The following is a 25391-nucleotide window of genomic DNA, read 5'->3' on the forward strand; positions in this document are numbered from 1 at the left end:
ATTATTAAAGGAGAGATTATATGACTAAAATTATTATAGATTGTGATCCTGGTGTAGATGATGCTATTGCAATTTTACTCGCATTGGCATCACCTGAAATTAAAGTTATGGGAATTACAACCGTCGCAGGAAATGTTGAACTTGATAAAGTCCATGAGAATGCCCGCAACATTCTTTCGTTTGTGTCTCGCCCCGATATCCCTTTAGCCAGAGGGTGTGAACGCCCTTTGATAGCGCGTCGAGGGAGTAAAACGCAAGTGCACGGTAATAACGGTCTTGCGGGTGTAGCGTTACCGAGATCCAATTACACTTATCCCGACATACATGCAGTGGATTTCATTATTGATACAGTGATGTCTAACCCTAAAGAAATTACCCTTTGCCCGACAGCACCACTGACCAATATCGCCATGGCAATGCTAAAAGAACCAAGGCTTAAGGATAATGTGAAAGATATCGTTTTAATGGGAGGAGCTGCATTTCGCAATGGGAATATAACACCAGCAGCCGAATTTAATTTTTATGTCGATCCACACGCGGCACATATCGTCTTCGATACCGCGGAACACATTACTATGCTGGGGCTAGATGTTACCCATAAGGCTGATATTAGAGCAGGTTTATGTCAATCGTTAGACCAAGGTAACGTTATTGCTAGAACAGCAGCAAAAATGTCTCGTGGATATGCCGCATTTGATCCTTTTTTACATGATCCTTGTGTAATCGGTTATTTAATCCGCCCAGATATTTTCACTGGTATAAATGGCCATATTGATATTGAATACGAATCACGCAAACTCGTTGGTTTAAGTTTTGCAACAATCCATGATGATTCAATGCCCCCTAAAAACAATAGTAATTCAAATGAATGTCGTATGAACACAATGATAATCACCGATGTTCAATCTGAGAAATTAATGTCGCTGATATCTGAACGAATTTTATCTTTGTAAACTGGAACAAATAGAAAACAATACAGAGAAGTATAACTTCTCTGTATCAAACTTTATTATATTACTTTTGGAGCTTATTTTTATTTGAAAATTAATATTATTCTTTCTCTCAATAATTGATAATATCCTGACAAGAAAAAACAAGAAATATCCTAATAATAATCCTGTACACTATTTAAAAATAAACAAATCTATTATGATGATTAATATCATATTAATGAAATATTTGTATTTACATAATTTTTTATATAACAATGTATTAGGATAAATAAACATGGCTAGTTATAAAAAGTTAATGGCTTTAATCGTTATAATATTTACCTGCATAATAGGGAGCGCACACGCAAAACAACGCCCTGATGTGGCAGATAATGTCATTGCCTATAAAGGTCAACAAGGAGTGATTGTTTGGACCCTACGTATTGGTGATCGTAATGCTAATGAAGCATTAGTGCAGCTCGAAGGTATTGACCATGACTGGAATTTAAAAATTCAGAAGATGCAGGTTGAAAAAACAAGTAAAGATACTCGATACTCAATAAATATTAATGGAAATAAATTTGTTGCTCTAATTATTGAGAATAAATGCTGTGGTAACCTTTATATCCCAGAAGAACCTCAGCCTCTATCAGTAAATTACTCTGAAGGGATATCCCATGAGGGTAATGCACAAGCATTTCTTACTGATTATCTTCAATCTCAAAATAATGAAAAATAATATTAGTGTCGATTTTGCCACAGTGTGGCATATAAAGAACGATAAAATATGCAAGTTATTATACGACAACACCTTATATATTTTTTTATTGGTGTGAATTCAATCAGATAATTGTTGTTTTACATTATCCTTTGTCTTATCACTTATTATTATCTATTTACTTAATTATTAGTTTCATATTTGGGGTGCTAAATATTCAGGGGGGATAATGTTCCCCCATTTGCCCAAAAAAATGGAGCTTTCAAGAGACGTTAAGAGACTTCAGGAGACAATAATTTGATTGGATTGCTTGATTTTACTGGGATTAAGAGACTTCAGGAGACGCTAGGAGATGTTGAGATGGCGGAGGAGGAGAGATTCGAACTCTCGGATGGTTTCCCATCGGCGGTTTTCAAGACCGCTGCCTTCAGCCGCTCGGCCACCCCTCCGCAATGGGGAGCAATATAAACACCTAAGCTTATGTTGTAAAGCCCTTATTGTACTGTTTGCCGTAAAATTAAACGTATTACAAGTCAATGGTTTAATTTATCAACGATTTATGGGTTCTACTTGGGTATTTTCCTTATTTTTGCTAAATTAGCGGTATTATTTTTGATTGGTTGCTACGCACATGTTTGTATTTAACGGAAAAGAAATCGAGACAGATAGTCACGGTTATTTAAAAAATAGCAATGAGTGGAATGAAGATATGGTTCCAACATTAGCTGAGCTAGAGGAAATTGAGCTTACAGAACAACATTGGGAGATTATTCGTTTTGTTCGCCAGTTTTATTTAGAATTTAATACCTCCCCTGCTATTCGTATGCTAGTAAAAGCACTTGCACAAAAATATGGCGATGAGAAAGGAAATAGCCGTTATCTTTATCGTTTGTTTCCTAAAGGCCCTGCAAAGCAAGCAACAAAACTGGCTGGTTTACCAAAACCCGTTAAATGTATTTAATATTATCTTTCGATAAAGATAATATTAACAATATCACTCATAATGGTGGATTGAAAAATCTGCCATTTTTTCATATTCGCAAGATGTTGCTGACCAAAATGTAATCTTGGCACTTCTTGGGCCACCAGCTTCTAACCAATCCTCAAATTCTTTTAACGCATTTTCTTTCGCAAAAGCCTTTACTCCCACGCTACCATCATCACGATTCCAAACATATCCTGTTATTGGTTGTTTTTTCATCCATTGATAAGTGAAAAAACGAAAACCAACACCTTGAACTCGCCCTTGAATAATATATTCTCTACCGATTTTCATATGCCCTTCTAATAGTATTCTTCAAATAAAAATTCTGTCTAGGTTATTGTCTTTTCTTTATACAATAGATAATCTGATTTTGTGAGGTTCTTTATTCATAATGAAAGCAAAGGATTATATTTTTTGAAACCCTTGAAATTTCACTTTATGCCCTCATATATATAACCAATAAGCAAGGCTATATGGAGGTGATACTATGATGACCGCCAGCAAGTTTGGGATAGGACAGCAAGTTAGACATAAGTTACTCGGCTACTTAGGCGTTGTTGTCGATGTGGATGCTGAATATTCCCTTGATCAACCTAATGAGGATGATATTGCATCTAATGTGACCTTGCGAGCAGCACCTTGGTACCATGTTGTGATGGAAGATGATGAAGGACAACCCGTTCATACTTATCTTGCTGAAGTGCAGATAACTTATGAAGTTTCAGATGAACACTTAGATAATGACTCATTGGATGAGTTATCACAGTCAATTCGTAGCCAATTACAGGCACCACGATTAAGAAATTAACCCAATTAATCTACATAAGCAGTGATCTGAATGAAATGATAATCGCCGATTTGTTTTCGGCGATTTTATTTTGGTGTATTACCAAGGAAGGCCATGTGCTTCAATTTCTTTTTTAGGGCAACGATCCATTACCACACGTAACCCAGCATCTTCAGCTAAATCTTTAGCGTCTTCATTGATAACACCAATCTGCAACCATAATACTTTAGCATTAATTTCAATTGCTTCTTGTGTGATTTCTAATGCAACGTCAGATTGACGGAAAACATCAACCATATCAACAGCAACAGGAATATCTTTTAATGAGGCATAACATTGTTGTCCCAATAAAGTTTGCCCTGACATACCTGGATTAACAGGAATAACATCATATCCTTGTTCTAATAGGAATTTCATGACTTTATAGCTTGGGCGATCTTCTTTATTACTCGCACCAACAAGCGCAATGGTCTTAACGCTTCTTAAAATGTCATAAATGTCTGAATCCACCATTTATCTACTCCGTTCATCATGAAGATTGAAAATATTATGATACATCATAGTATCTTGATCTGTTCATAGCTTATAAGATAAAAAAAAGGTATTTTGAAAACTGGAACAATTACTATATTTATTTTTTAAAGGTATCAAATGGAACAAATTGACCGCACGCTCTTAAAAGAAAAAAATATCGCGCTTGTTGCCCATGATCACTGTAAAAGCTCATTACTGGAATGGGTTGAAAATAATCGTGAACAACTGTCTCTACACAAGTTATTTGCAACAGGCACTACCGGTAATTTAATTAATCACCACACTGGCCTTACTGTTACTCAAATGCTAAGTGGCCCAATGGGCGGCGACCAACAAATAGGTGCAATGATCGCTGAAAAGAAAATTGATATTATGATTTTCTTTTGGGATCCATTAAATGCCGTTCCACACGATCCAGATGTTAAAGCTCTTCTACGCTTAGCTACAGTCTGGAACATCCCAGTTGCAACAAATCGTGCAACTGCGAACTTTTTAATTTCATCACCTCTCTTTTCACAAGAATCTACAATTAAAATTCCAGATTACGAAGGTTATTTAAAAGAGAGATTAAAATAATCTAAGGTTTTCGCTGTATAGGAACACCTTGAGATTTTAGCTCTGAAACAAAACAAGATGGCTGTTGTTTATTAAATAATAGCCATACTTGTTTTTTTGCTCTTGTCAAAGCGACATACATTAAGCGTCGTTCTTCTGCATTAGGATAATCTTCAACACTAGGCAGCAAAGCCAATTCGATAATCGATTCTCTCGCTGGTGCGGGAAAACCATCTTTACCTTCTTGTAAACCTAAAATAATAACGTAATCCGCTTGTTGCCCCTTAGAAGCATGAAAAGTCATAAATTGTAGATCTAATTTGGGCCAGCGTGTTTTTGCTTTTTTTAATAATTCTGGTTTTAAATAGTGATAACGTGCGAGTAAAAGGATAGTTTCATTTTCTTCTACATAGCCACTCATTTTATTTAGTAAATTTTCAAGTTGATCGTCAGATAACAGCACAACTGACTTTTTATTACCTTTCACTAAACTATTTAAAGGTTTAGATAATTGAGTTGGGTTTTGTTGAATAAACGTATTGGCAACATTTCCTATCGTGTCATTAAAACGATAAGTCGTATCTAGTGCACATTCAGCACCTTCACCAAAGGAGTGATGGAAAGAAGTCGTTAATAATAATTCTGCGCCACTAAACCGATAAATGGCTTGCCAATCATCGCCTACTGCAAATAGAGATGTTTGTTTATTTTGTTGTTTTAATGCAGTTAATAATGAAGCTCTTAAGGGTGAAATATCTTGGAATTCATCAACAAGAATATGTTTCCACGGGCTAATAAAACGCCCTTTTTCAATCAGGTTAATAGCTTGATGTAATAAACCAGAAAAATCGATTGCATCTTCTTCTTTTAATGCCGTTTTCCAAGCTTTTAATAATGGTGATAATAATTTTAAATACTTTTTAAAGGCTTCTGTATATTCAGGCTGCACACTTTCGATCAGAGACTTTTGGCTACCACCTTGCATTCTTAATAAACCAACCCAACGCTCTAATCTTACAGCAACTTGGTTTTCTAATTTTTTATCATTCCAAAACTCACCGTCAGGAATATCCCATTCTAACTCTTGAGATAACCACTCTCGCCACCCTTTTGCTTGTGCTTTTTTCTGTTGGCACTGCTCTCGCCATTCACCTAATAATAGGGCTCTTCTTTTTTCACTGTTTATTTCAAGCTCACTAATTTTAGGTTGTTTTTTTGTCGCTTGTTGAATAATGGATAATGCCAGTGCATGAAATGTTTTTGCCATAATATCGGCATTTAAACGGCTAGAAAGTCTTTCATTCATTTCTTGTGCGGCTTTACGCCCAAAAGCAAGTAATAAAATTTGATCGGGTTGCGCTAACTGACGACGTAATAACCAACCTGCTCTCGCGACTAATACCGATGTTTTACCACTTCCCGCCCCCGCAAGAACAAGAATATTTTCTTCGCCATTAATTACAGCATGACATTGCGATTCATTTAATGGTGATGATTCGATAGTATTAAAAAATTCCGCATGCTCATTTAATATTTGAGTTACCCATGCAGAGTTTTCTTTATTAATAAGTGTTTCGCCTTGCTTTAGCCATTCCAAACATTGCTGGTAAAGTGCTTGGCAATTATCAAATTGAATAAGGCGTTCAAGAGGAAGAGGAATAGCAGAAAAGCTTTCTTTGATAGATTGTTGAATTTCAGTCAATTTAAACTGTTTTATCCATCTATTTGATTGAGTGATTTCATTAATATTATGGAGTTGTTTCTCAAGAACCTGAGCACTTATATCGCTCATTTCTTTGCTCCAATTTTGCCATGTTTGATAAAGATAACGATAAAACTGCTGAGTTTCTTCCCAGTCTGTTCCATGTAATCGAACAACTTTATCTTCAGGCAATAAAAATTCTAACTCCCCCCACACAATCCCTTTTTTACAAAAAATATTAATCAATTCGTTAAAAGGAATTAAATACTGATGTTTTTCACCACTGACTTCAATACCTGCATTTAACAATTTGACTCTATTATAAGGATGCTGTGCTAAACGTTGTCCCATCGGGGTGGATTTCAGTTCCATACGTAATTCCTGCAATAAATAACAAATAGTCTGTTGTTAAGCTCTTTTTAATCGGTGATAAACCCTATATTCTAAGAGGTAATTATCTTCATCTTGTTTATTTAAGGGCTTTTTGTGTTCACTTTGCTAAATGGCGCCCGCCGATTTATCTATAATAGCCACTTTTTATATTATATTCGCATAATAATCGCGCTTACAGGAACGACTTTGTTTCCTTGGATTTTAGGACAAGAGCCTAAGTATACAATTCCCCTCACTTTAGGAGTGGTAGCGGCCGCATTAACTGACTTAGATGATAGACTTGTTGGTCGTTTAAAAAACCTCGTTATCACCTTATGCTGTTTTCTTCTTGCTTCAGCATCAATAGGGCTGCTTTATCCATATCCTATTTTATTCTTTTGTGGTTTAGCCATTTCTACTTGGGGATTTATTTTATTAGGTGCTTTAGGGCAACGTTACGCGACTATTGCTTTTGGTGCTTTATTAATCGCAATTTATACTATGCTGGGTATGCCTATTTTCCCTGAATGGTATGAACAACCCGTTTTATTACTGTTAGGAGCTATCTGGTATAACTCTTTAACATTGGTTGGTCACTTATTATTCCCAATTCGTCCAGTTCAGGACAATTTAACACGCTGCTACCAACAACTTGCAACTTACCTTGAAGCTAAAGCAACATTATTTGATCCTGATATTGAAGATGACTATCAACATTCGCTTTATAATTTAGCAATGGCAAATAGCCAACTAATTGACACGATGAACCAAACTAAAGTTACATTATTAAGTCGATTAAAAGGTGATAGGGGTCAACGTAGTAGTCGTTTCACACTTCATTACTATTTTGTTGCTCAAGATATTCATGAGCGGGCAAGTTCATCGCATGTTCAATACCAACTATTAAGTAATGAATTGAGACATAGCGATGTGTTATTTCGTTTTCAACGTCTACTTTCTATGCAGGCACGGGCTTGTGAACAAGTTGCACAATCTATTCTTTGGCATAAAAAATATCAGCATAATCCTTCATTAGAACGCGCTATAAATTATTTAGAGAATGCATTAGGTCATTTAAAAAATACGACTTCTGAACCTCAATTAATAACACCTTTAAATAACTTACTGCAAAATCTTCAAGGTATTGATGCACTTTTACGAAGTATTAGTACAGAGCAATACCAAATATCCCATGACCAAAAGGAAGAAACGCAACTTTCTGATGATGGTTTAACTGGGTGGCGCGATATTGCGCTAAGAATAAAAGAGCATCTCACGCCTAAATCGGCACTTTTTAGACATGCCGTTAGGATGTCACTCGTGTTATGTATTGGTTATGCCATTATTCAATTTTTCCAATTGGATAGAGGCTATTGGATATTATTAACCAGCCTATTTGTTTGCCAACCCAACTACAATGCCACTCGTCGGCGTCTTACCTTACGTGTGAGTGGTACTATTATTGGTATTTTAATCGGTTTCCCTATTTTATATTTTGTTCCTTCAATCGAAGGTCAGTTAGTTTTAATTGTGATAACAGGTACACTCTTTTTCGCATTTAGAACCATACAATATGCACATGCCACACTATTTATTACTTTATTGGTTTTATTAAGCTTCAATTTACTGGGTGAAGGTTATGATGTTGCTCTCCCCCGTATTATCGATACCTTAATTGGCTGTGCCATAGCATGGTTTGCTGTCAGCTTTATTTGGCCTGATTGGAAATTCCGCCAATTGCCTGTTGTTATTCAAAAAACAATGACAAATAACTGCTATTACCTTGATGCCATCCTTATTCAGTATTACCAAGGAAAAGATAACAGCTTAAATTATCGAATTGCTCGTCGAAATGCCCATAGCAGTGATGGTGAGTTAGCATCATTGATCTCCAATATGTCATCAGAGCCAAAAAGTTATCAAGCTTTCCAAGAAGTAGCTTTTCAGTTACTTTGCTTAAATCATACTTTACTCAGTTATATTTCTGCACTTGGCGTCCATCGTTCAAAAATAGAAGATGAGAATGTACTCACTTTGCTTAATGATACTGTTTGTTATATCGATTCGGCTTTACGTCGAAAAACGCCTCAAGATGAAGAGTTTAAGCAATCTCATGTAGAATTAATTGAAAGGATCAATCTATTACCTAATGCAGATAATCCTCGTATTCAATTAGTACTTACTCAAATCCGATTACTCTTAGATTTACTGCCACAAATTATTGGTTGTATCCAAATTATTGAGCAAAGCGAATCAAATAGCCTACCTCAACCCCAAGTCTAATCTGTTATTGACGTTATTTTCTCTAATTCCTATAAGCACATTAGAGAAAATAACGGTCATTACTTTTATCTTATTGAAAAGACAATTCGTTGTACCAATCTAATAACTCCATTTTAAGTTGACTAGGTAATACTGAACGATGGCACCCAACGATTGCGCCTGCCAATGAAAGCAAAAGTTCACTATTTCTCAAATTATGACTTTGCATTAATTTTAGATAACATGCTTTGGCGCCTATTAAACGAAGTTCTTCAACTTGATTAATACCAATTTGGTTCAATCTTCTTTCTAATATCACACCTAGATTAGGTAAGTCTTTTATTCTGCAAGGCTTCTTTCGTTGTCCTAAATATTCTTGAATGCTGTAGTGATATGACATATCAATATATTGATCTAATTTCTGCTGATTTTCCCATAGTGAATCCGTTATATGGTAATAACGCAATATGATAGGAACTCCCTTTTTTAAATAGGTATAGGAGCTCATTTTTGTTGCCTTATAGAGAGTTTCTAAAAAACCACTTCCTTTTAAATAAAACTCATTATCAGATGTGATAGCAAACATAACATCATCAATCATTAAGCTAACACCACCAAATTGAGACTTTGTTGTTAAGTCTCCATATTGCGCAATACGCGATAACAAATGAGCCTTCCTTTGCTCAGGTAAAAATAACATTAAAACTCCGAAACAAACTTTAAGATTAATTTTTATCTTTGAATTCAAAAACATGCATAAGACAGAACAAGAAAGACAATAAAGAATTTCCTTTTTATTGCCAATAGTTAACGACTTAAAAATAGAGATTTACATGAAATTTGAGAGGAACTTTCAAAAAAATGAGCTTGATTTAAGCGAAATATAGAGATACTGTATATTCATACAGTGCATATAGAACGAGGTAAATATGAAACTCTCAACATCATCTCCGACAAGACAGAACGCCATTCTCCAAGAGATCTCAAATGAGGTATTACCTCTATCTATCCCTTCAACAGTGGCGACTTACGATAGTAATAATAAACAAGGTATGGTGAGTGAACTTCTCTACCAAAATCCGCTCGTCATTAATCACATCCTTTTACCACTATTAAAACAGTATAGCCATGAATCACGTTGGTTATTGTGGTTAAACCCACAACAAAAGCTAAATCGTGCTTGGTTAAAAAATGCAGGATTACCGCTTAACAAAATAATTCAATTAAATCATATAAATATGATAACTACTGTTGATTTAATGGAAAAAGCACTGGTGAGTGGTAATTACAGTGTAGTACTCGGTTGGTTACCAGAAATATCGTCAGAAGAGATGAAACGATTAGAATCTGCTGCCAGTAAAGGAAAAACCCTCGGGTTTATTATGCGACAGCAAATTAATACAAATATCCATTTAGAGAGTAGTAATGCATCTAAACGACATTTGAATTCCGTAAAAATTCATTCAATTCACTACCATTAGTGAAATTTAAGAGTTTTCCTAATACTCAAAACACCCTGATATCATTTAAGATAAGTCAAATGTATTTATAACCTAAATCATATAGTTACAATAAATTTAACAAAAATACAGAATCTTCCCCATTGTGGAATAAGGCGGATTTTTTTAAAATTTTAAGTCGAATTTTAAAGGATTACTTGTAACTTTTTAAGTTCATTGTAGACTTTATGTCGTTAAGGTTATGCTTTAAATCCCATTTTTGGGATCATCATTTGATGAAAGCATTGGATTCCTAACAATAATTTAACCAAGGGCAAATAATAAGGCTTAAAGCCAAATGCCTAACTTGGATGATAACGAGGCGTAAAATGAAAAAGACAGCTATCGCATTAGCAGTGGCAGTGGCAGCTTTCGCAACTGCAGCGCAAGCAGCTCCAAAAGACAATACCTGGTATACCGGTGGTAAATTAGGTTGGTCTCAATACCAAGGTACTAGTAACCATTTCGGTGAAACTTCTATCGGTAACGGTAACACTCACCGTGATCAGTTAGGTGCAGGTGCATTTGCTGGTTATCAGTACAACCAATACTTAGGTTTTGAACTGGGTTATGATTGGTTAGGTCGTATGACTTATAAAGGTTCATATGACAACGGTGCATTCCGTGCTCAAGGTATCCAATTAACCACTAAATTAAGCTATCCAGTAATGGAAGACTTAGACGTTTATACACGTTTAGGTGGTATGGTATGGCGTGCAGATTCTTCTGCAACAGTTGCGGCTACCTCTCCAGCTCCAACTCAGAAGAACTTCTCTAATAACGACACTGGTGTTTCTCCAGTATTCGCATTAGGTACTGAATACGCGATCACTCCAAACATCGCTACTCGTATTGAATATCAGTGGATCAACAACATTGGTGATAAAGGTACTCTGAATGCGCGTCCAGACAACGGCATGCTGAGTGTTGGTGTTGCTTACCGCTTCAACCAAGAAACTCCAGCTCCAGTTGTAGCTCCAGCACCAGTTGTAGCTCCAGCGCCAGTTGTTGAGAACAAAACCTTTACTCTGCGTTCAGACGTTCTGTTTAACTTCAACAAATCTACTCTGAAAGCTGAAGGTCAAGAAGCTCTGAATGGCCTGTACACTGAACTGGCTAACATCGACCCAACTCAAGGTCGTGTAGTAGTTATTGGTTACACTGACCGTATCGGTTCACAAAACTACAACCTGCCTCTGTCAGAAAAACGTGCTCAATCTGTAGTTGATTACCTGGTTTCTAAAGGTATCCCTGCAAACAGCATCTCTGCAGAAGGTCGTGGTAAAGAAAATCCAGTTACTGGCAACACATGTGACAACGTTAAAGCTCGTTCAGCTCTGATCGATTGCTTAGCGCCAGACCGTCGTGTTGAAATTGAAATCCAAGGTACAACTGAAGTTGTTGTTCAACCTGGTCAATAATTCATATAGTAGAATAATCTACTGTTGATGAATTCAAAACCCTGCCATTGGCAGGGTTTTTCTTTATAGAGATAAAATTAAGGTAGAAACATAAAGACAGAAACGTTTTCGAACAGGTATGAAATATAACAATAAAAACAGAGAACAAAAACAACTATAAAAACAAATTATTGAAGTCGGTTAGCCCAAATTAATGTAACTTATTTTTCTTTATCGCGTTCTAATAATTCAATAAGCCCATCTTTTAAACTATGTACTTTCAATGCATATTGTTCTTTTCGCTCAGCGTCTTCGATTAATTGCACTATCGTTTCTGATAATGTGATCCCTCTTCGTTGTGACAATGCAGATAAGCGTTGCCAAACTTTAAACGTTAAATCGATTGATTTTTTACGCGTATGTTGATGTTCAGCATTAAAATAACGCTTTCTGCGAGCACGAATAGTTTGCTTCATCCGATTAGATAAATCAGGATTCATATGCAAATCTATCCACTCTAAGACTTTTAATGGTTGCGATTCAAGAAGCAACAATTGTTCGACAACTTCATCAGCAGCACTTTTTTCTATATAACGGGTAATTAATTCACCTTCACGGTGTTTTTTTACTAGGTAGGCCCATTTCCAGCCACATTCTAGGTTCTCTAATTGTTGATATTTCATACAAATCCCCGTGACAACGTAACTATATAGTAGCATATCAACAATTTTACAAAAATACTGCCACTGAACCGAAATTTTTTGACTATTTTATAGGCGACGTTATTTTAGATAATCTTGCTTATCAATTAATAACAAGCCTTGATAAGGGATAGTTTTCTGAGCACGTTATGATAGAATCGAGCGTCGCTATCATAAAACCTTAATGATCACTTATTAGCTCGTGATTATAAGGTAGTAGCAATACATATTCCCTGCCTATGCAGTTGATGACAGTTAAAGAACCGTCTTATTGCAGGATAGATATCAACTTATACGATATCTAATTATCTCTTTTCACTAATCAATAATAAAAACGGTAACCTTGAAAAACAACGAATTAGAATGGCAGGCGTTACGTCCTGATTACGCCTCCTACCAAACTTTCTTTCAAACAGCATCTCAATTACCTGCATCTCTACTTCGTGAGGTTCAACCTCGCCTGTATGAAAGCCTACAATGGTTAAACAATGCAGATTCAGGGCAGTTTATGCTGTTAAAAGCGGATGATTCTGCTGCTTACTTTGATATGTTGACAGATACATTAACGCAATCAGGGATCAAAACTGATCCTGTTGTTGGCAGTTATCAAGCAGAAGCCCATAAAATTTATTGGCAAGAAAATGTACATGGTGCATTTTCATCATCGGAATCTATTACCTGTTGCCAGTGGATAGAGCCAGAGCAACTCTTTGGTTCATTCTATTGCCATAAAGACGAAGTTACTCTTAGCCCCGGCTTATTACATAAAGTAAATGGAGGGATCTTAGTCCTCTCTATAAAATCTTTACTTGTACAACCACTAATGTGGTTTCGTCTTAAAAAAATGGTTGAAGAGCAGCGTTTTGAGTGGCTTGTCTGGAATGACAATCAATCTCTGCCTCTACCTATTGAGAGTATGCCGCTCAATCTACGTGTGATTTTAGTTGGTGATAGACTAAGCCTTGAAGAGCTTGAGTTTATGGAGCCTGAGCTAAATAGCACTGCTTTATATGGTGAATATGAATACGATATGTATTTAGAAGATGAAACCGCTCTTTCTCAATGGTGTGGTTTTGTAAATTCACTGTGCCAAAAGTATCGCCTCCCTTCTCTATCTGCGGATGCTTGGGAAGTCTTGCTAGCACAAGCCGCAAGACAGCATGAAGATCAGCTAATGCTGAGCCTAGATTTAGAATGGCTTTTACGCCAACTTCGTTATGCAATACGTTTTAATCATGAGTCTTCTCTAACTGCTGATGCATTGAAAAAAGCAGAAGAAAATCGCCTATGGCGACACAGTTATTTGTTAGAGCGTAGTCGTGATGAGATTTTACAAGACCAAGTCATGATTCAAACAGAAGGTGAAGCTGTTGGTCAAATCAATGGACTTTCTGTCTTAGATTACCCGGGATATCCTGATTTAATCGGAGAACCAACTCGTATTACCTGCGTTGCACATATAGGTGATGGTGAATTTACGGATGTTGAGCGAAAAGCTGAGCTTGGTGGTAATCTTCATGCTAAAGGAATGATGATTATGCAAGCTTACTTGAACTCAGAATTACGTTTAGACCAACCACAGCCATTTAGCACCTCGATTGTTTTTGAGCAATCATATGGTGAAGTTGATGGTGATAGCGCCTCTTTGGCTGAATTATGTGCATTTATTAGCACTCTGGCACAACAACCTATTGATCAGCAAATTGCCGTTACAGGTGCAGTCGATCAATTTGGTCAAGTTCAACCGATTGGTGGCGTAAACCAGAAAATCGAAGGCTTCTTTGATATCTGCCAACAAAGAGGATTAACGGGTGCGCAAGGCGTGATTATCCCCCTTGCTAATATTCGTCATCTTGTACTTAACGAAAATGTGCAGCAAGCGGTAAAAGAAGAGAAATTTCATATTTGGCCTGTCACTCATGTAGCAGAAGCAATAACGTTACTGACTCGTCAGCCATATTATGAAGAGCAATGTGAACCAGAACAATCAGACTCACACTTGTTAGCTGTTATTCATGATCGTATAACGCTAGCAAATAATCAGGATAGACCTAAATTACCTTGGTTCTTACGTCTATTCAGATAATTCTGTTTCAAGTGATCGGAGTTGTTCAGCGTACAAGTGTAAGCTATTCTGTTGTCTTACACTTGATAAAGGCTATATAGACAATGGTTGATAAACGCGAATCTTATTCTAAAGAAGACCTCATTGCTTCAGGCCGTGGTGAATTATTTGGCCAAGATGGCCCACCACTGCCATCTGGTAATATGCTAATGATGGATCGCATCATTAAAATGACTGAAGATGGCGGCACCCATAATAAAGGCTTTATCGAAGCAGAATTCGATATCAAGCCAGATTTATGGTTCTTTGATTGCCACTTCGTCAATGATCCTGTTATGCCGGGTTGCTTAGGCCTCGATGCCATGTGGCAACTTGTTGGCTTCTATCTTGGCTGGCTTGGTGGTGAAGGCAAAGGCCGTGCGCTTGGTGTTGGTGAAGTTAAATTCACCGGACAAATATTACCGACAGCAAAAAAAGTTACCTATAAAATTGATTTCAAACGTGTTATCAATCGTAAACTGATCATGGGTATTGCCGATGGTGAAGTATATGTTGATGGTAAGCTGATTTATGAAGCAAAAGACTTAAAAGTTGGCTTATTTAAAGATACAACTGCATTCTAAGTTCGATAACAATCTGAATCTATTAGAAAAATACCGTGTAATGTAAAGTACACGGTATTTTTTTATCTATAGTAATAGCGTATTTATTCTCTTCATCAAAGACAGCTCATATTCAATTCAGTTTTTATCAAAGCATATCGTCGATTGCTTATCTTTTATATATTGAAAATAATGTTTAATTTTAGCAGAGAAAAATAAGCTATATGTAAGATAAATAAATAAACCGGCTAAAGATAAAACACCGAATACTTCACCTGAATTTTCTGCTTGATTACTACCACTTGTATTATCAAATGTATTTTGAATTCCAATTACTATTGCGATAGTGATCGGAAACATTGATATACTCCAGACTTCATAAAAATAACAAAAAGTGTAATAACATATAAAGTAGGGAGTGAAAAAGTTTGCATCATACTCCACAATATAGAAAGAGAAGCTATTAAATTAAAATTCGCACTATTTTTTATAAATGTACTCATTAAAGTCGAAACACTAGTAAATGAAGACATTAATTGCCCTAGTGTGAATAAAGTAAAAGCAATTAATATTATCCATAATGAGATTGGTTTTTTCATTGAAGTCTTCCTTGTAAATAAAAGTCGCTATAATAAATTAATCGATGTATAGTGTCACTTAATTAGTAAATAAATTTTATATATAAAGATAAATTTAAGTTAAGTGAGCTTTCTTATACTAAATAAACATGACACTAGAAATTCATATTAGCTTAGTACAAGTAGATTACGTTAAGGAATAATCGTATGAATATGATTATAGGTGCAATTGTAGAACTCTTTAGCTTTCTTATTGAACTTACTTTTTTTCTTTGTAAAATAATTGGCTATCGACTCACGATTTTATTGATTATATTTATTTGTATGTATGCTAGTCAATTCGATATAAAATGGATCTTAGGTTTTTCTATAACCTCATTATGTTTATATAGTCCAAACTTATATAAATTATTTAAAAAATCAAAAGAAAATCTTTAAGTTAAATTAATCTTTATAAAAATAATTTAAGGAAAATAAGTGATTCATAAAGGAAAAGTATCTAAAAACAGGCAGACTTTATGTTTTATGGTGGTATATTTCTGATATTTACATCTTTTATACCTTGGTTTACTTCAGAAGAAATTGATTGGCTATATAATTCTGTCAATACAATACTTGCTATTTTTCTTACTATTTATGGTTTTCGCTTACGCAAAAGTTTTCATGAAATAAAATTAAAAAAGTAATGATAATATAACGTAAAAAGGCTTACAAAACTGTAAGCCTTTTTTATATCCAAATTGATTGTTTGTTATTTATACTTAAATTGTCCTATGCTCAATGTGTACATAGGAATGTATATAAATAACCCTCGTTCTGATTGTCGGTAAAATCTTAGTGATAATATTTAATAGAACTACAAATAAGCTATTATCTATTTCACTACGACGGGTTATTTATTTTACCAGACTCGGGCGATCTTCCATGGCCTGTCGCCAGCCTCCAAGCCAATGTGAACGCGCATCAATGGCGAAATAAGGGCAAAGTTCTTTAGAACGGCCTTGCATACCAGCTTGATAACCTTTCGATAATGCTCTTGCTAAACGATCTCGTTTCTGTCTTTTCATATCTAGACAACCCTCACGTTCTAAGTTTAAGCGGAAAGATAATGATTGTTTTTTCAACAACCACTATAAATTGATACGCTTTATTGAGCATTTAAGCAAGTAAAGAAGTTAATACAAATGTCATATTTGTGATGTTAAGCCAAGAGTAATTTTAATAACCATGGTTATCATTTATTTTATCTAATGCTTTAATTGAAACATTAACTAATTCTTTTAATGGGTTATATCACATTAAAATATAACTCTTTGATATTTAGTAAAAATAAAGAAATAAAAAAATAATTTTTTATTTTTATCTTATAAAACCAATAAATTAAATAAGATAAAATGATGTTTTTATTTAAATTTATGTCAATATAAGACTTAGTTTATGAATATAATTTTTTGCTCTATTTTTATTTTTTTGTAGAAAACTCTTTTTAATTACCTTTGTTTTATTAAGGAATTAGCCATTATTGAAAATAAAAGAGGCTATTAACACCTCTTACATACTTCTATTAATTCAAACTCTTCAAATACCAACTCCATATCTTCTGAAAAATGGCCTTCTCGATTAAAGAAATCTTTATGCCCTTCTTGCCAATATGCCAAACTTAAATCGCCTTCACCTTCTCTCTTAGCCAATTCTTCAGTGACTTCATTAAATCGGATTAGCTGCAAAGAACGTGTTCGAATAACACAAACTGGCTCATTTTGACTGTTTAGAATAATACTAAATCCCCCAATAACAGGAATAACGCTGTCACTAAAAAAGCCATTTAATGAGCTACACGTTGCCGTTTTTTTTCCTTCTACCACCAGCATAGCAAGCTCATCCGCTAACTGAGCATTATCACCAAATGACCAACTGATCGCAGTGGGATATTTCTTTTTAAGGATTTCTAACATATTGTTTCCCTTATTCTTTTTTATAAACAAAACCCAACATTCAACTTAAATACAATTTAAGAGAATATTGGGTTTGAATAAACGTAATGCTAAGTCAGTTAGTATTGAGCTTGAATTGCTTTCGCTATATCAGAAACAACTTGCTCCCATCCCTGTCCTAATGTACGCACTAAAGCTGGATAACCATCTTCTGTTTGTGTTAAAACTAAAGAGAATGGCTGATTAATCACTTTATTGTTTTCAGTATAAATCCAATCACCCGAAATAATTACCTGTCCATCATAGCGACCTTGAAAGTAATTAACCGTGACTGTTAATTTCGCTAAATTATCTTCAACAGGTTGATTAGCAACCACTGTACCCGGTAATTCTTTTGTTAAACCTGAAATAAGGTTCTGTTGTAATTGCTGATCAAGTGGATTAATCCATAGGTGCTGATTAGCCACGGTATAGTTAATATCCGTCGTTTGATAAACAATTCCAGCATTGACTAGCATATTAGATAAACGGATCGGCTGAACCCAAATTTGAGGCTTCTTGGTTGACTGAGTTGCCGAGGTTTGTTCTGACACGCCACCTTGATAAACATCAGGTAACTGATAATACGTTTTATTAGTCTGGCTTGAACATGCCGTTAACATCAATACAAATACCCCAATGATGTATTTTATCATTTTTCAGCCCTCTTTGGTTCAGGATCTTTACCTTCCTTCGCTTCAAAAATCAATGCGTTGCTCTTATTGTTTAATGTTTTCAATAAAGGCTGCATCTCTCTTAACACTTGATCAAGCTGCTGCATATTATCAATCATTTTTCCGTATGCAGGAGAACCTGGTTGGAAGCCTTGCATACTACGATTGATCTCTTTTAATGACTGCTGAATATCATTAGGAAGATTTCTAAATTCATCACTACCAATCATGGCATTCAATGACTTCAGTGTTTCTTTAGCTTCACTGACAGCTTTTTGGCTTTCAGATAATGTTGCTGTCATCTCTTTAAGCATTGGTTCAACAGGAAGATTGTTGATCTTGTCCAGTGATGTCATCACTTTTTGCTGAATTTGCGCTAAACCAGAACCAACTGTCGGAATTTGTTGGAAACCGGCAACTTCTTGTGGGCCTTTCCATTGAGTTTCATCAGGATAGAAATCAAGATCAATATAAAGTGCACCAGTTAAAAGGTTACCTGATTTCAGTGATGCTCTTAATCCATTATTAGAAGCTGAGGCTATTTCTTTAACGAAGTCAAAACTCTCACCGACATCATTGGCGAAACGTTCTGGCTCAACATGGATAAGTACAGGAATACGAAAATCCTTATCCAGCGATTGTTGCATACCTTTAGTGTAATAAGGTACTTGTACAACCGTTCCCATACGAATTCCTCGGAATTCAACAGGCGCTCCAGCTTGCAATCCTCTTACAGAATCAGAGAAGAACATAATGTAGCTACGATAATCGGTATACAACGAGTTTTGAATACTCTTTTCATTATCATAAAGCTTAAATTCTGTTTTAGGTGCAATAGGATCACCAGGCACCCATCCCGCAGGAACATCAAAACTAACACCTCCACTAAAGAGTGTAGAAAGTGATGCCATCTCAACACGTACACCCGATGAAGACATATCAAAAGCGATACCGGAATCTTTCCAGAATCGAACATTCGATGTCACCATTTTGTCATAAGGTGCTTTGATAAAGAGTTGATAATGCATATCTCGTTTATCAATATTAAATTCACTGGTTTCAACAGAACCGACTTGGTAACCTCTGAATAAAACAGGATCACCCGCATTTAGTTGGCCAGCTCTTTCACTGACTAAATTAATGCGAATACCTTTTGCATCTGGCGAGGCTAGCGGTGGAGAATCGAGAAGATTAAATTCATCTTCTTCTTTACCCTTTAGCCCCGGTTGTAGCTCTATATAAGCACCCGAAAGTAAAGTCCCTAAACCCGTTACACCTTCTTTACCGACTTGAGGCCTTACAACCCAAAATGCAGTATCCGCGCGTAATAACTCTTTCATTCCTTTATCAAGGCGAGCCGTGATAATAACTCGACTAAAATTGCTATCGAGTGTGACACTTTCAACTAGACCAATATCTACACTGCGACTTTTAATTTTGGTTTTACCTGCTTCAATGCCATCTGCATTATAGGTAATTAATGTAACTTCTGGACCCTGATGGCTGAAATGATAATAAAGTATCCACGCACCAATCAGTAAGGTGACAAGTGGTATGATCCAAACTGGAGACCAGCTTTTTAGCTTGTTAATTTTTGCTTCAGTTAAAGCAGTTTCATTCTTTTCAGTCACCCTTAGGCTCCTTAATCGTGGTTTTATCATCATCGGTTGTACACTTATCCCACGTCAACCGAGGATCAAACATCATTGCAGAGAACATAGTTAACACTACAACCAATGCAAATAGCACCACTCCAAAATCAGGATAGATGCTCATCAGACGTCCCATTCTGACTAATGAAGCTAAAACAGCAATTACGAAGACGTCAATCATCGACCAACGCCCTACATATTCAACAACTTCATAGAGAAAATGCATTCTAGCAGGATCTCTTTTTCCATTAGATTTATGTGCATCCCAACACAGCCAAGCAATAGCGAGCATTTTTAAACTTGGTACCATAATGCTGGCAATAAATATCACCATTGCGACAGGATAGGAGCCATCTTCCCATAACAAAATAACCCCAGCCATAATGGTTGAGTAAATATTATTACCTAAAGATTCAGTGACCATAATGGGTAATAAATTAGCGGGGATATAAAGAATTAATGACGTAATCAACAAAGAGACCGTCCATTGTAAACTTTTAGGTCTTCTTGCATGTCCTTTAACTTCACAACGGCTACATTCGTATTGATCCGCAGGTAAAATTGCCGTACATGAACGACATAATCTAACCCCTTGTTTTAACCCAGACTTACCCGATTCAATATCAGGATAATTTGGACGAGGTTCTAATTTTTCCCATAAAGTATGTCTATCAAGGCACTGGAATGCTCGAATTTGAAATAAACAATAAAGCACATAAGGCAAAAAACTAAGACCGAGTCCAATATCACCATAAGCCATTAATTTTACAAAGCTAACTAAAATTCCCGCAAGAAAAATTTCTGCCATACACCACGATTTTAATTGGAATAAAATACGCGATAACCAAATTTGTAGTTTTCTAGGTAATTGAATGGGAGTGCAAAGAAGTAAGATTGCCACCATACAAAAAGCAGGCACAATTTGGACAAACAATAGGAAAAGTGCGCCTAATTCGACATAATTTTCACTAAACATAACCGTTGGGATTTGCATTAGTGTGACATTACTGGTGATACCCGCTACCTCCATACTCACGAAGGTAAACTGGCTTGCCATCAGCAACATAAATAATGCGCTGATTGCTAATGCAACAGGTTGATAAAAAGGTTGGCGCCAACGTGCAGTTAATACTGTATGGCAACGAGGGCATGTTGCTTTTGTTCCTTGTGCTAACTGAGGAACACTGACCACCAGATCGCACTGAGGACATAATATTTGCTCATGTTTATGTTCATGACGATGTTGTTGACCAGAGCACACAGCGACACCTCTTATTTAGAATAATCAATAAAAGAATATTTAATCCAGAAAGTAAAACGGGGCGTGATGCCCCGTTTTCGGTTGGCTATTCGCCGTTTTGCATCAATTCTAGCTCTTGCCATCTATCAAAAGCCGTTTCAAGCTCTTGTTCTTTATCTGCAAGCGCCTTCAAGACTTTTTCTGTCTCTTCATGAGGACGAGTAAAGAAATCTGCCCCACTCACTTCTTCTTGTAACTCACTTAACTGTGATTCCAAGCTTTCTAATTTCGCAGGAAGTTGCTCGAGTTCTCGCGTCAAATGATAACTTAACTTGTTAGTGCGAGTGTTCTTTTTAGAGCTATCTTTCGCTTTTGCTTCTTTTTCAGCTTTTTCTGGTGCATTACGTGATTTGTTTGCCTCACTCTTTAGTGAAACCGACTGTGCTCTTTGTTGTTGAGCATCGTAATATCCACCAACGTAGCTGTTAATAACACCATCACCTTCAAAGATCCAACACTCGGTCACACTATTATCAACAAATTCACGATCATGGCTAACCAGTAAAACAGTGCCTTGGTAAGCATCAACGAGTTCTTCTAGCAATTCCAATGTTTCAACATCGAGATCATTGGTTGGCTCATCGAGAATAAGTAAGTTACTTGGTTTTAAGAATAAACGTGCTAGCAATAGACGGTTTCTCTCACCTCCTGAAAGTGCGCGAACAGGCGTCATTGCACGTTTAGGTGGAAATAAAAAGTCTTGCAAATAACCAAGTACATGGCGAGGACGACCATTTACCATCACTTCTTGCTTACCTTCAGCAAGATTGTCCATCACTGTTTTATCAGGATCAAGTGTTGCACGGTGCTGATCAAAATAAGCAACTTCAAGCTTAGTACCACAATGAACGCGACCACTGTCTGCTTTTAAATCGCCTAGCATAAGTTTCAATAAAGTGGTTTTACCGCAACCATTCGGCCCCACCAACGCAATTTTATCGCCACGTTGTACTTTGGCAGAAAAATCACGAACTAACTTGCGGGTTCCAATGCTGTAATTAACATCTTCTAACTCGAATACGATTTTACCAGAACGCGTAGCTTCTTCGACTTGCATACGTGCACTGCCTAACACTTCACGGCGTTCACTACGTTCAACACGTAATGCTTTCAATGCTCTTACACGACCTTCGTTACGAGTACGTCGTGCTTTAATGCCTTGGCGTATCCACGCTTCTTCTTGCGCTAATTTACGATCAAACTCAGCGTTTTGTTGCTCTTCAACACGCAATGCTTCTTCTTTGCTTTCAAGGTATTTATCGTAATTTCCCGGCCATGAAGAAAGTTTTCCACGATCAAGATCGATAATACGCGTTGCCATATTACGGATAAATGAACGGTCATGGGAAATAAACACGATACTTCCTTGGAAATCTTTTAAGAATTTCTCAAGCCAAAGGATCGTTTCAATATCAAGGTGGTTTGTTGGTTCATCTAAAAACAGCACTCTTGGTGCGCTAACTAATGCACGCCCTAAGGCTGCTTTTCTTAGCCAACCACCTGATAGAGAAGAAAGCTCAGCTTCACCATCTAAACCAAGTTTTTCTAGCACTTCTGCAATTCGGCTATCAAGCAACCACAAATTACGGCTATCAAGTACTTCTTGTAGCTCTGCCATTTTATTGAGATTTTTATCAGAAGGATCTGTCTCAATCAGTTTAGAAATATGGTGATAATCCGTTAGATATTTAGCATCTTCTTCAACACCTTCAGCAACAAAGTCAAAGATAGTGCCTTCAATATCTCTTGGAGGATCTTGCTGTAAGCGAGCAGTCACAAGATCTTGCTCATAAACAACTTGACCGTCATCTAAAGGTTGCTCTTTAGATAACACTCTTAATAGTGTTGATTTACCTGCACCATTACGCCCAACTAAACAAACGCGTTCATTTTCTTCAATAAATAAATCGGTGCTATCTAATAGTGGGGCATCACTGAAAGATAAATAAGCCCCTGTCAAACTAATTAACGGCATTGTAAATTATTCCTCACCAGCATGAGTTAACAGCCAGCAATTGTGAATTTGGCGGTTACGTGCAAAGTCTTGTGATAATGTTTTCTGTGTTATCTCTTTTGCACACAACCCAATTTTTGCTAACTCGTCATGTTCCATTTTGAATCCACGTTTGTTATTTGAGAACATAATTGTTCCGCCTTTTCTTAACAAACGTTTCAGATGCTTCATTAGTTCAATGTGATCACGCTGCACATCAAAGGTGTTTTCCATTCGTTTTGAGTTAGAAAACGTAGGCGGATCGATAAAAATCACATCAAATTGTTCATTGCTCTGCATTAACCACTGAATGCAATCTGCTTGCATTAAACGGTGTTGTCTACCCGATAGGCCATTCGCTTGGAAGTTTTTCTCAGCCCATTCAAGATAAGTACGTGACATATCAACCGTTGTTGTACTTTTTGCACCACCAATTCCCGCGTGAACAGAAGCCGTACCGGTATAAGCAAAAAGATTTAAGAAGTCTTTTCCATTGCTCATTTCACCCAACATTTTTCGTGCAATACGGTGATCTAAGAACAACCCTGTATCAAGATAATCTGTTAAGTTCACCCAGAATTTTGCACCAAATTCGTCAACTAAGAAGAAATCACCCTTTTCGGCCATTTTTTCATATTGCTGTTTGCCTTTTTGACGTTGGCGGGTTTTTAAAATCAGTTGATCAGAACGTAATGCCAGTACTTCCATTGTGGCACTAATCACATCAAATAAACGCTGGCGAGCTTTGTGCTCATTAACTGTTTTAGGTGGCGCATACTCTTGGATAACCACTTTATCGCCATAGCGATCGACAGCAACATTATATTCAGGTAAATCAGCATCGTATAAACGATAACATTCAATTTGCTGTTGTTTTGCCCATTTCGCGAGTTTTTTCTCATTTTTACGTAAACGGTTTGCAAAATCTTCCGCAAGTCCAGTGTTAATCGTTGATGGTGTATCAGAAAGCAAATAGTTCTTTTGTACACAATCTAGAGGACCATTTTTTGCTTTGAACTCTCGTTCAGCACGTAATTGAATGCAACTTAACAACTCAGGTGATGCACTAAATAGTGACAATCTCCAACCTGGGAAGTGTGCTTTTACCGCTCTTCCTAATTGGCTGTGAAGTGCAATTAATGCAGGTTCACTTTCCAAGCGTTCACCATATGGTGGGTTGCTGATAATTGTCCCTTTGATTTCTGCTGAAACAGGGTTTGTCAGTTTAGCCGCATCACCATGAGCAAATGTGATAAGTTCGGCAACATCGGCTCTGCGTGCGTTGGCTCTTGCCATATCCAATACGCGCTTATCAACATCAAAACCATAGAAACGCGCAGTAGTATTCTTTTTACCTTCACGGAAACGGGCAAAAGCTTCATGGGTCACTTCTTTCCACAACGCTTCATCGTGGCCTAACCAATGACGGAAACCCCAATGCACACGATTTAATGCTGGGGCACAATCAGTCGCCATCATGGCTGCTTCAATTAATAATGTACCAGAGCCACACATTGGGTCGATCAGTGGTGTGTCAATTTTCCAGCCTGAACGCATAATAATTGCGGCAGCTAAGTTCTCTTTTAAAGGTGCTTGCCCTGTTAAGTCGCGGTAGCCGCGCTGATGTAAACCATCACCACTTAAATCTAAAGATAGCGAGGCTTTTTCTTTATGAAGGTGAATGGTTAAGCGGATATCAGGGGATTGTTTAGCGACATCCGGACGTTGCCCTATTTTACGTTGGAATGAGTCAACGATCGCATCTTTCGCTTTTAATGCACCATATTGGCTATTACGAATAATGTCATTCGTACCATTAAAATGGATAGCAAAAGTCTGATCAACAGTAAAAATCTCACTCCAATCAATTGCCTGCACACCAAGGTATAAGTCTAGATCACTATAAACATTGAATTCATTTAACGGCAACATAATGCGCGACGCTAAACGACTCCAAAGTAAAGACTGATACATGGTTTTATCATCAGCACGGAAATAAACACCGCCTTGTGTTATCTGGCAAGCCTGAGCACCAAGGTGTTCAAGTTCAGATTTTAATAGTTCTTCCAGACCTCGGCCTGTGCTGGCAAACAGAGAGCGCATAATA

Annotated in this window: 23 protein-coding genes and 1 tRNA gene; 10 read left to right on the top strand and 14 right to left on the bottom strand. The window is 36.7% G+C overall.

What is annotated here, in order from left to right:
• Nucleotides 1-20: 20 nt before the first annotated feature.
• Together GTK47_RS15220 and GTK47_RS15225 are read left to right on the top strand one after the other, a co-directional pair.
• Complete coding sequence (locus GTK47_RS15220) at nucleotides 21-953, top strand: nucleoside hydrolase (protein ID WP_165124705.1); 933 nt, start codon at nucleotides 21-23, stop codon at nucleotides 951-953.
• Between the two features lie 274 nt (nucleotides 954-1227).
• The gene (locus GTK47_RS15225; RefSeq protein ID WP_165124708.1) at nucleotides 1228-1671 is read left to right on the top strand and encodes a hypothetical protein; all 444 of its coding nucleotides are present in this window, start codon (nucleotides 1228-1230) and stop codon (nucleotides 1669-1671) included.
• A gap of 340 nt (nucleotides 1672-2011) precedes the next feature.
• Here GTK47_RS15225 and GTK47_RS15230 read toward each other — a convergent pair.
• A tRNA-Ser gene (locus tag GTK47_RS15230) sits at nucleotides 2012-2099 on the bottom strand.
• A gap of 182 nt (nucleotides 2100-2281) precedes the next feature.
• On the opposite strand from GTK47_RS15230, the gene tusE reads away from it, so the two are divergent.
• Entirely contained in the window at nucleotides 2282-2611 is a 330-nt protein-coding gene (tusE, locus tag GTK47_RS15235) for a sulfurtransferase TusE (protein ID WP_023581360.1), read from the top strand.
• Nucleotides 2612-2644: 33 nt separating this feature from the next.
• Here the strand turns inward: tusE and GTK47_RS15240 are convergent, their stop codons facing one another.
• Nucleotides 2645-2926, bottom strand: coding sequence for an acylphosphatase (locus GTK47_RS15240; protein WP_098943690.1), 282 nt, complete (start codon nucleotides 2924-2926; stop codon nucleotides 2645-2647).
• 196 nt (nucleotides 2927-3122) lie between these two features.
• Between GTK47_RS15240 and hspQ the strand changes: the two genes are divergently transcribed.
• Entirely contained in the window at nucleotides 3123-3443 is a 321-nt protein-coding gene (hspQ, locus tag GTK47_RS15245) for a heat shock protein HspQ (protein WP_206535862.1), read from the top strand.
• Nucleotides 3444-3521: 78 nt separating this feature from the next.
• On the opposite strand, the gene GTK47_RS15250 is transcribed toward hspQ, so the two are convergent.
• A complete protein-coding gene (locus GTK47_RS15250) occupies nucleotides 3522-3935 on the bottom strand; it encodes a CoA-binding protein (RefSeq protein WP_165124711.1) in 414 nt (137 codons plus the stop codon).
• A gap of 138 nt (nucleotides 3936-4073) precedes the next feature.
• Between GTK47_RS15250 and GTK47_RS15255 the strand changes: the two genes are divergently transcribed.
• A complete protein-coding gene (locus GTK47_RS15255) occupies nucleotides 4074-4532 on the top strand; it encodes a methylglyoxal synthase (protein ID WP_075673145.1) in 459 nt (152 codons plus the stop codon).
• A gap of 1 nt (nucleotide 4533) precedes the next feature.
• On the opposite strand, the gene helD is transcribed toward GTK47_RS15255, so the two are convergent.
• Nucleotides 4534-6585: a DNA helicase IV gene (gene helD / locus GTK47_RS15260; RefSeq protein ID WP_165124714.1), complete on the bottom strand. Its 2052-nt coding sequence runs from the start codon at nucleotides 6583-6585 to the stop codon at nucleotides 4534-4536.
• A 114-nt stretch (nucleotides 6586-6699) separates the two neighbouring features.
• Here helD and yccS point away from each other — a divergent pair, with 114 nt between their 5' ends.
• On the top strand, nucleotides 6700-8868 hold the full coding sequence (yccS, locus tag GTK47_RS15265; protein ID WP_165124717.1) for a YccS family putative transporter: 2169 nt from the start codon (nucleotides 6700-6702) through the stop codon (nucleotides 8866-8868).
• A 70-nt stretch (nucleotides 8869-8938) separates the two neighbouring features.
• Here the strand turns inward: yccS and GTK47_RS15270 are convergent, their stop codons facing one another.
• Nucleotides 8939-9547, bottom strand: a complete 609-nt coding sequence (locus GTK47_RS15270; RefSeq protein WP_165124720.1) for a TfoX/Sxy family DNA transformation protein — start codon at nucleotides 9545-9547, stop codon at nucleotides 8939-8941.
• A gap of 229 nt (nucleotides 9548-9776) precedes the next feature.
• Between GTK47_RS15270 and sulA the strand changes: the two genes are divergently transcribed.
• Together sulA and ompA are read left to right on the top strand one after the other, a co-directional pair.
• Nucleotides 9777-10328: an SOS-induced cell division inhibitor SulA gene (sulA, locus tag GTK47_RS15275; protein ID WP_088493262.1), complete on the top strand. Its 552-nt coding sequence runs from the start codon at nucleotides 9777-9779 to the stop codon at nucleotides 10326-10328.
• A 347-nt stretch (nucleotides 10329-10675) separates the two neighbouring features.
• Nucleotides 10676-11767: a porin OmpA gene (gene ompA / locus GTK47_RS15280; protein ID WP_165124723.1), complete on the top strand. Its 1092-nt coding sequence runs from the start codon at nucleotides 10676-10678 to the stop codon at nucleotides 11765-11767.
• 200 nt (nucleotides 11768-11967) lie between these two features.
• Here ompA and matP read toward each other — a convergent pair whose 3' ends face one another.
• Nucleotides 11968-12429, bottom strand: coding sequence for a macrodomain Ter protein MatP (gene matP / locus GTK47_RS15285; protein WP_088493264.1), 462 nt, complete (start codon nucleotides 12427-12429; stop codon nucleotides 11968-11970).
• Nucleotides 12430-12790: 361 nt separating this feature from the next.
• Between matP and GTK47_RS15290 the strand changes: the two genes are divergently transcribed.
• Together GTK47_RS15290 and fabA are read left to right on the top strand one after the other, a co-directional pair.
• Nucleotides 12791-14533 carry a Lon protease family protein gene (locus GTK47_RS15290; RefSeq protein WP_165124726.1) on the top strand — a complete coding sequence of 581 codons (1743 nt, stop codon included), beginning with the start codon at nucleotides 12791-12793 and terminating at the stop codon, nucleotides 14531-14533.
• Nucleotides 14534-14616: 83 nt separating this feature from the next.
• Complete coding sequence (gene fabA, locus GTK47_RS15295) at nucleotides 14617-15135, top strand: bifunctional 3-hydroxydecanoyl-ACP dehydratase/trans-2-decenoyl-ACP isomerase (protein WP_023581351.1); 519 nt, start codon at nucleotides 14617-14619, stop codon at nucleotides 15133-15135.
• 117 nt (nucleotides 15136-15252) lie between these two features.
• Here the strand turns inward: fabA and GTK47_RS15300 are convergent, their stop codons facing one another.
• From GTK47_RS15300 to rlmKL, 8 genes are all read right to left on the bottom strand, one after another.
• Complete coding sequence (locus GTK47_RS15300) at nucleotides 15253-15474, bottom strand: hypothetical protein (RefSeq protein WP_165124730.1); 222 nt, start codon at nucleotides 15472-15474, stop codon at nucleotides 15253-15255.
• A gap of 1114 nt (nucleotides 15475-16588) precedes the next feature.
• Nucleotides 16589-16759 carry a ribosome modulation factor gene (gene rmf, locus GTK47_RS15305; protein WP_023581348.1) on the bottom strand — a complete coding sequence of 57 codons (171 nt, stop codon included), beginning with the start codon at nucleotides 16757-16759 and terminating at the stop codon, nucleotides 16589-16591.
• 474 nt (nucleotides 16760-17233) lie between these two features.
• Complete coding sequence (locus GTK47_RS15310) at nucleotides 17234-17647, bottom strand: ASCH domain-containing protein (RefSeq protein ID WP_109393573.1); 414 nt, start codon at nucleotides 17645-17647, stop codon at nucleotides 17234-17236.
• 98 nt (nucleotides 17648-17745) lie between these two features.
• Nucleotides 17746-18318: a membrane integrity-associated transporter subunit PqiC gene (pqiC, locus tag GTK47_RS15315; protein ID WP_165126678.1), complete on the bottom strand. Its 573-nt coding sequence runs from the start codon at nucleotides 18316-18318 to the stop codon at nucleotides 17746-17748.
• Nucleotides 18318-19970, bottom strand: coding sequence for an intermembrane transport protein PqiB (gene pqiB / locus GTK47_RS15320; RefSeq protein ID WP_165124733.1), 1653 nt, complete (start codon nucleotides 19968-19970; stop codon nucleotides 18318-18320). The genes pqiC and pqiB overlap by 1 nt, the downstream gene beginning before the upstream one ends.
• Nucleotides 19963-21252 (bottom strand): membrane integrity-associated transporter subunit PqiA, encoded by a 1290-nt coding sequence (pqiA, locus tag GTK47_RS15325; RefSeq protein WP_165124736.1) that lies wholly within the window; start codon nucleotides 21250-21252, stop codon nucleotides 19963-19965. Before pqiA ends, pqiB begins: the two co-directional genes overlap by 8 nt.
• 85 nt (nucleotides 21253-21337) lie before the next feature.
• Complete coding sequence (locus tag GTK47_RS15330; RefSeq protein WP_165124739.1) at nucleotides 21338-23266, bottom strand: ABC transporter ATP-binding protein; 1929 nt, start codon at nucleotides 23264-23266, stop codon at nucleotides 21338-21340.
• A 6-nt stretch (nucleotides 23267-23272) separates the two neighbouring features.
• A complete protein-coding gene (gene rlmKL, locus GTK47_RS15335; protein WP_165124742.1) occupies nucleotides 23273-25387 on the bottom strand; it encodes a bifunctional 23S rRNA (guanine(2069)-N(7))-methyltransferase RlmK/23S rRNA (guanine(2445)-N(2))-methyltransferase RlmL in 2115 nt (704 codons plus the stop codon).
• Nucleotides 25388-25391: the final 4 nt, after the last annotated feature.

The organism is Proteus sp. ZN5 (genome assembly GCF_011046025.1).
In the GTDB taxonomy this organism is placed as follows: Bacteria; Pseudomonadota; Gammaproteobacteria; order Enterobacterales; family Enterobacteriaceae; genus Proteus.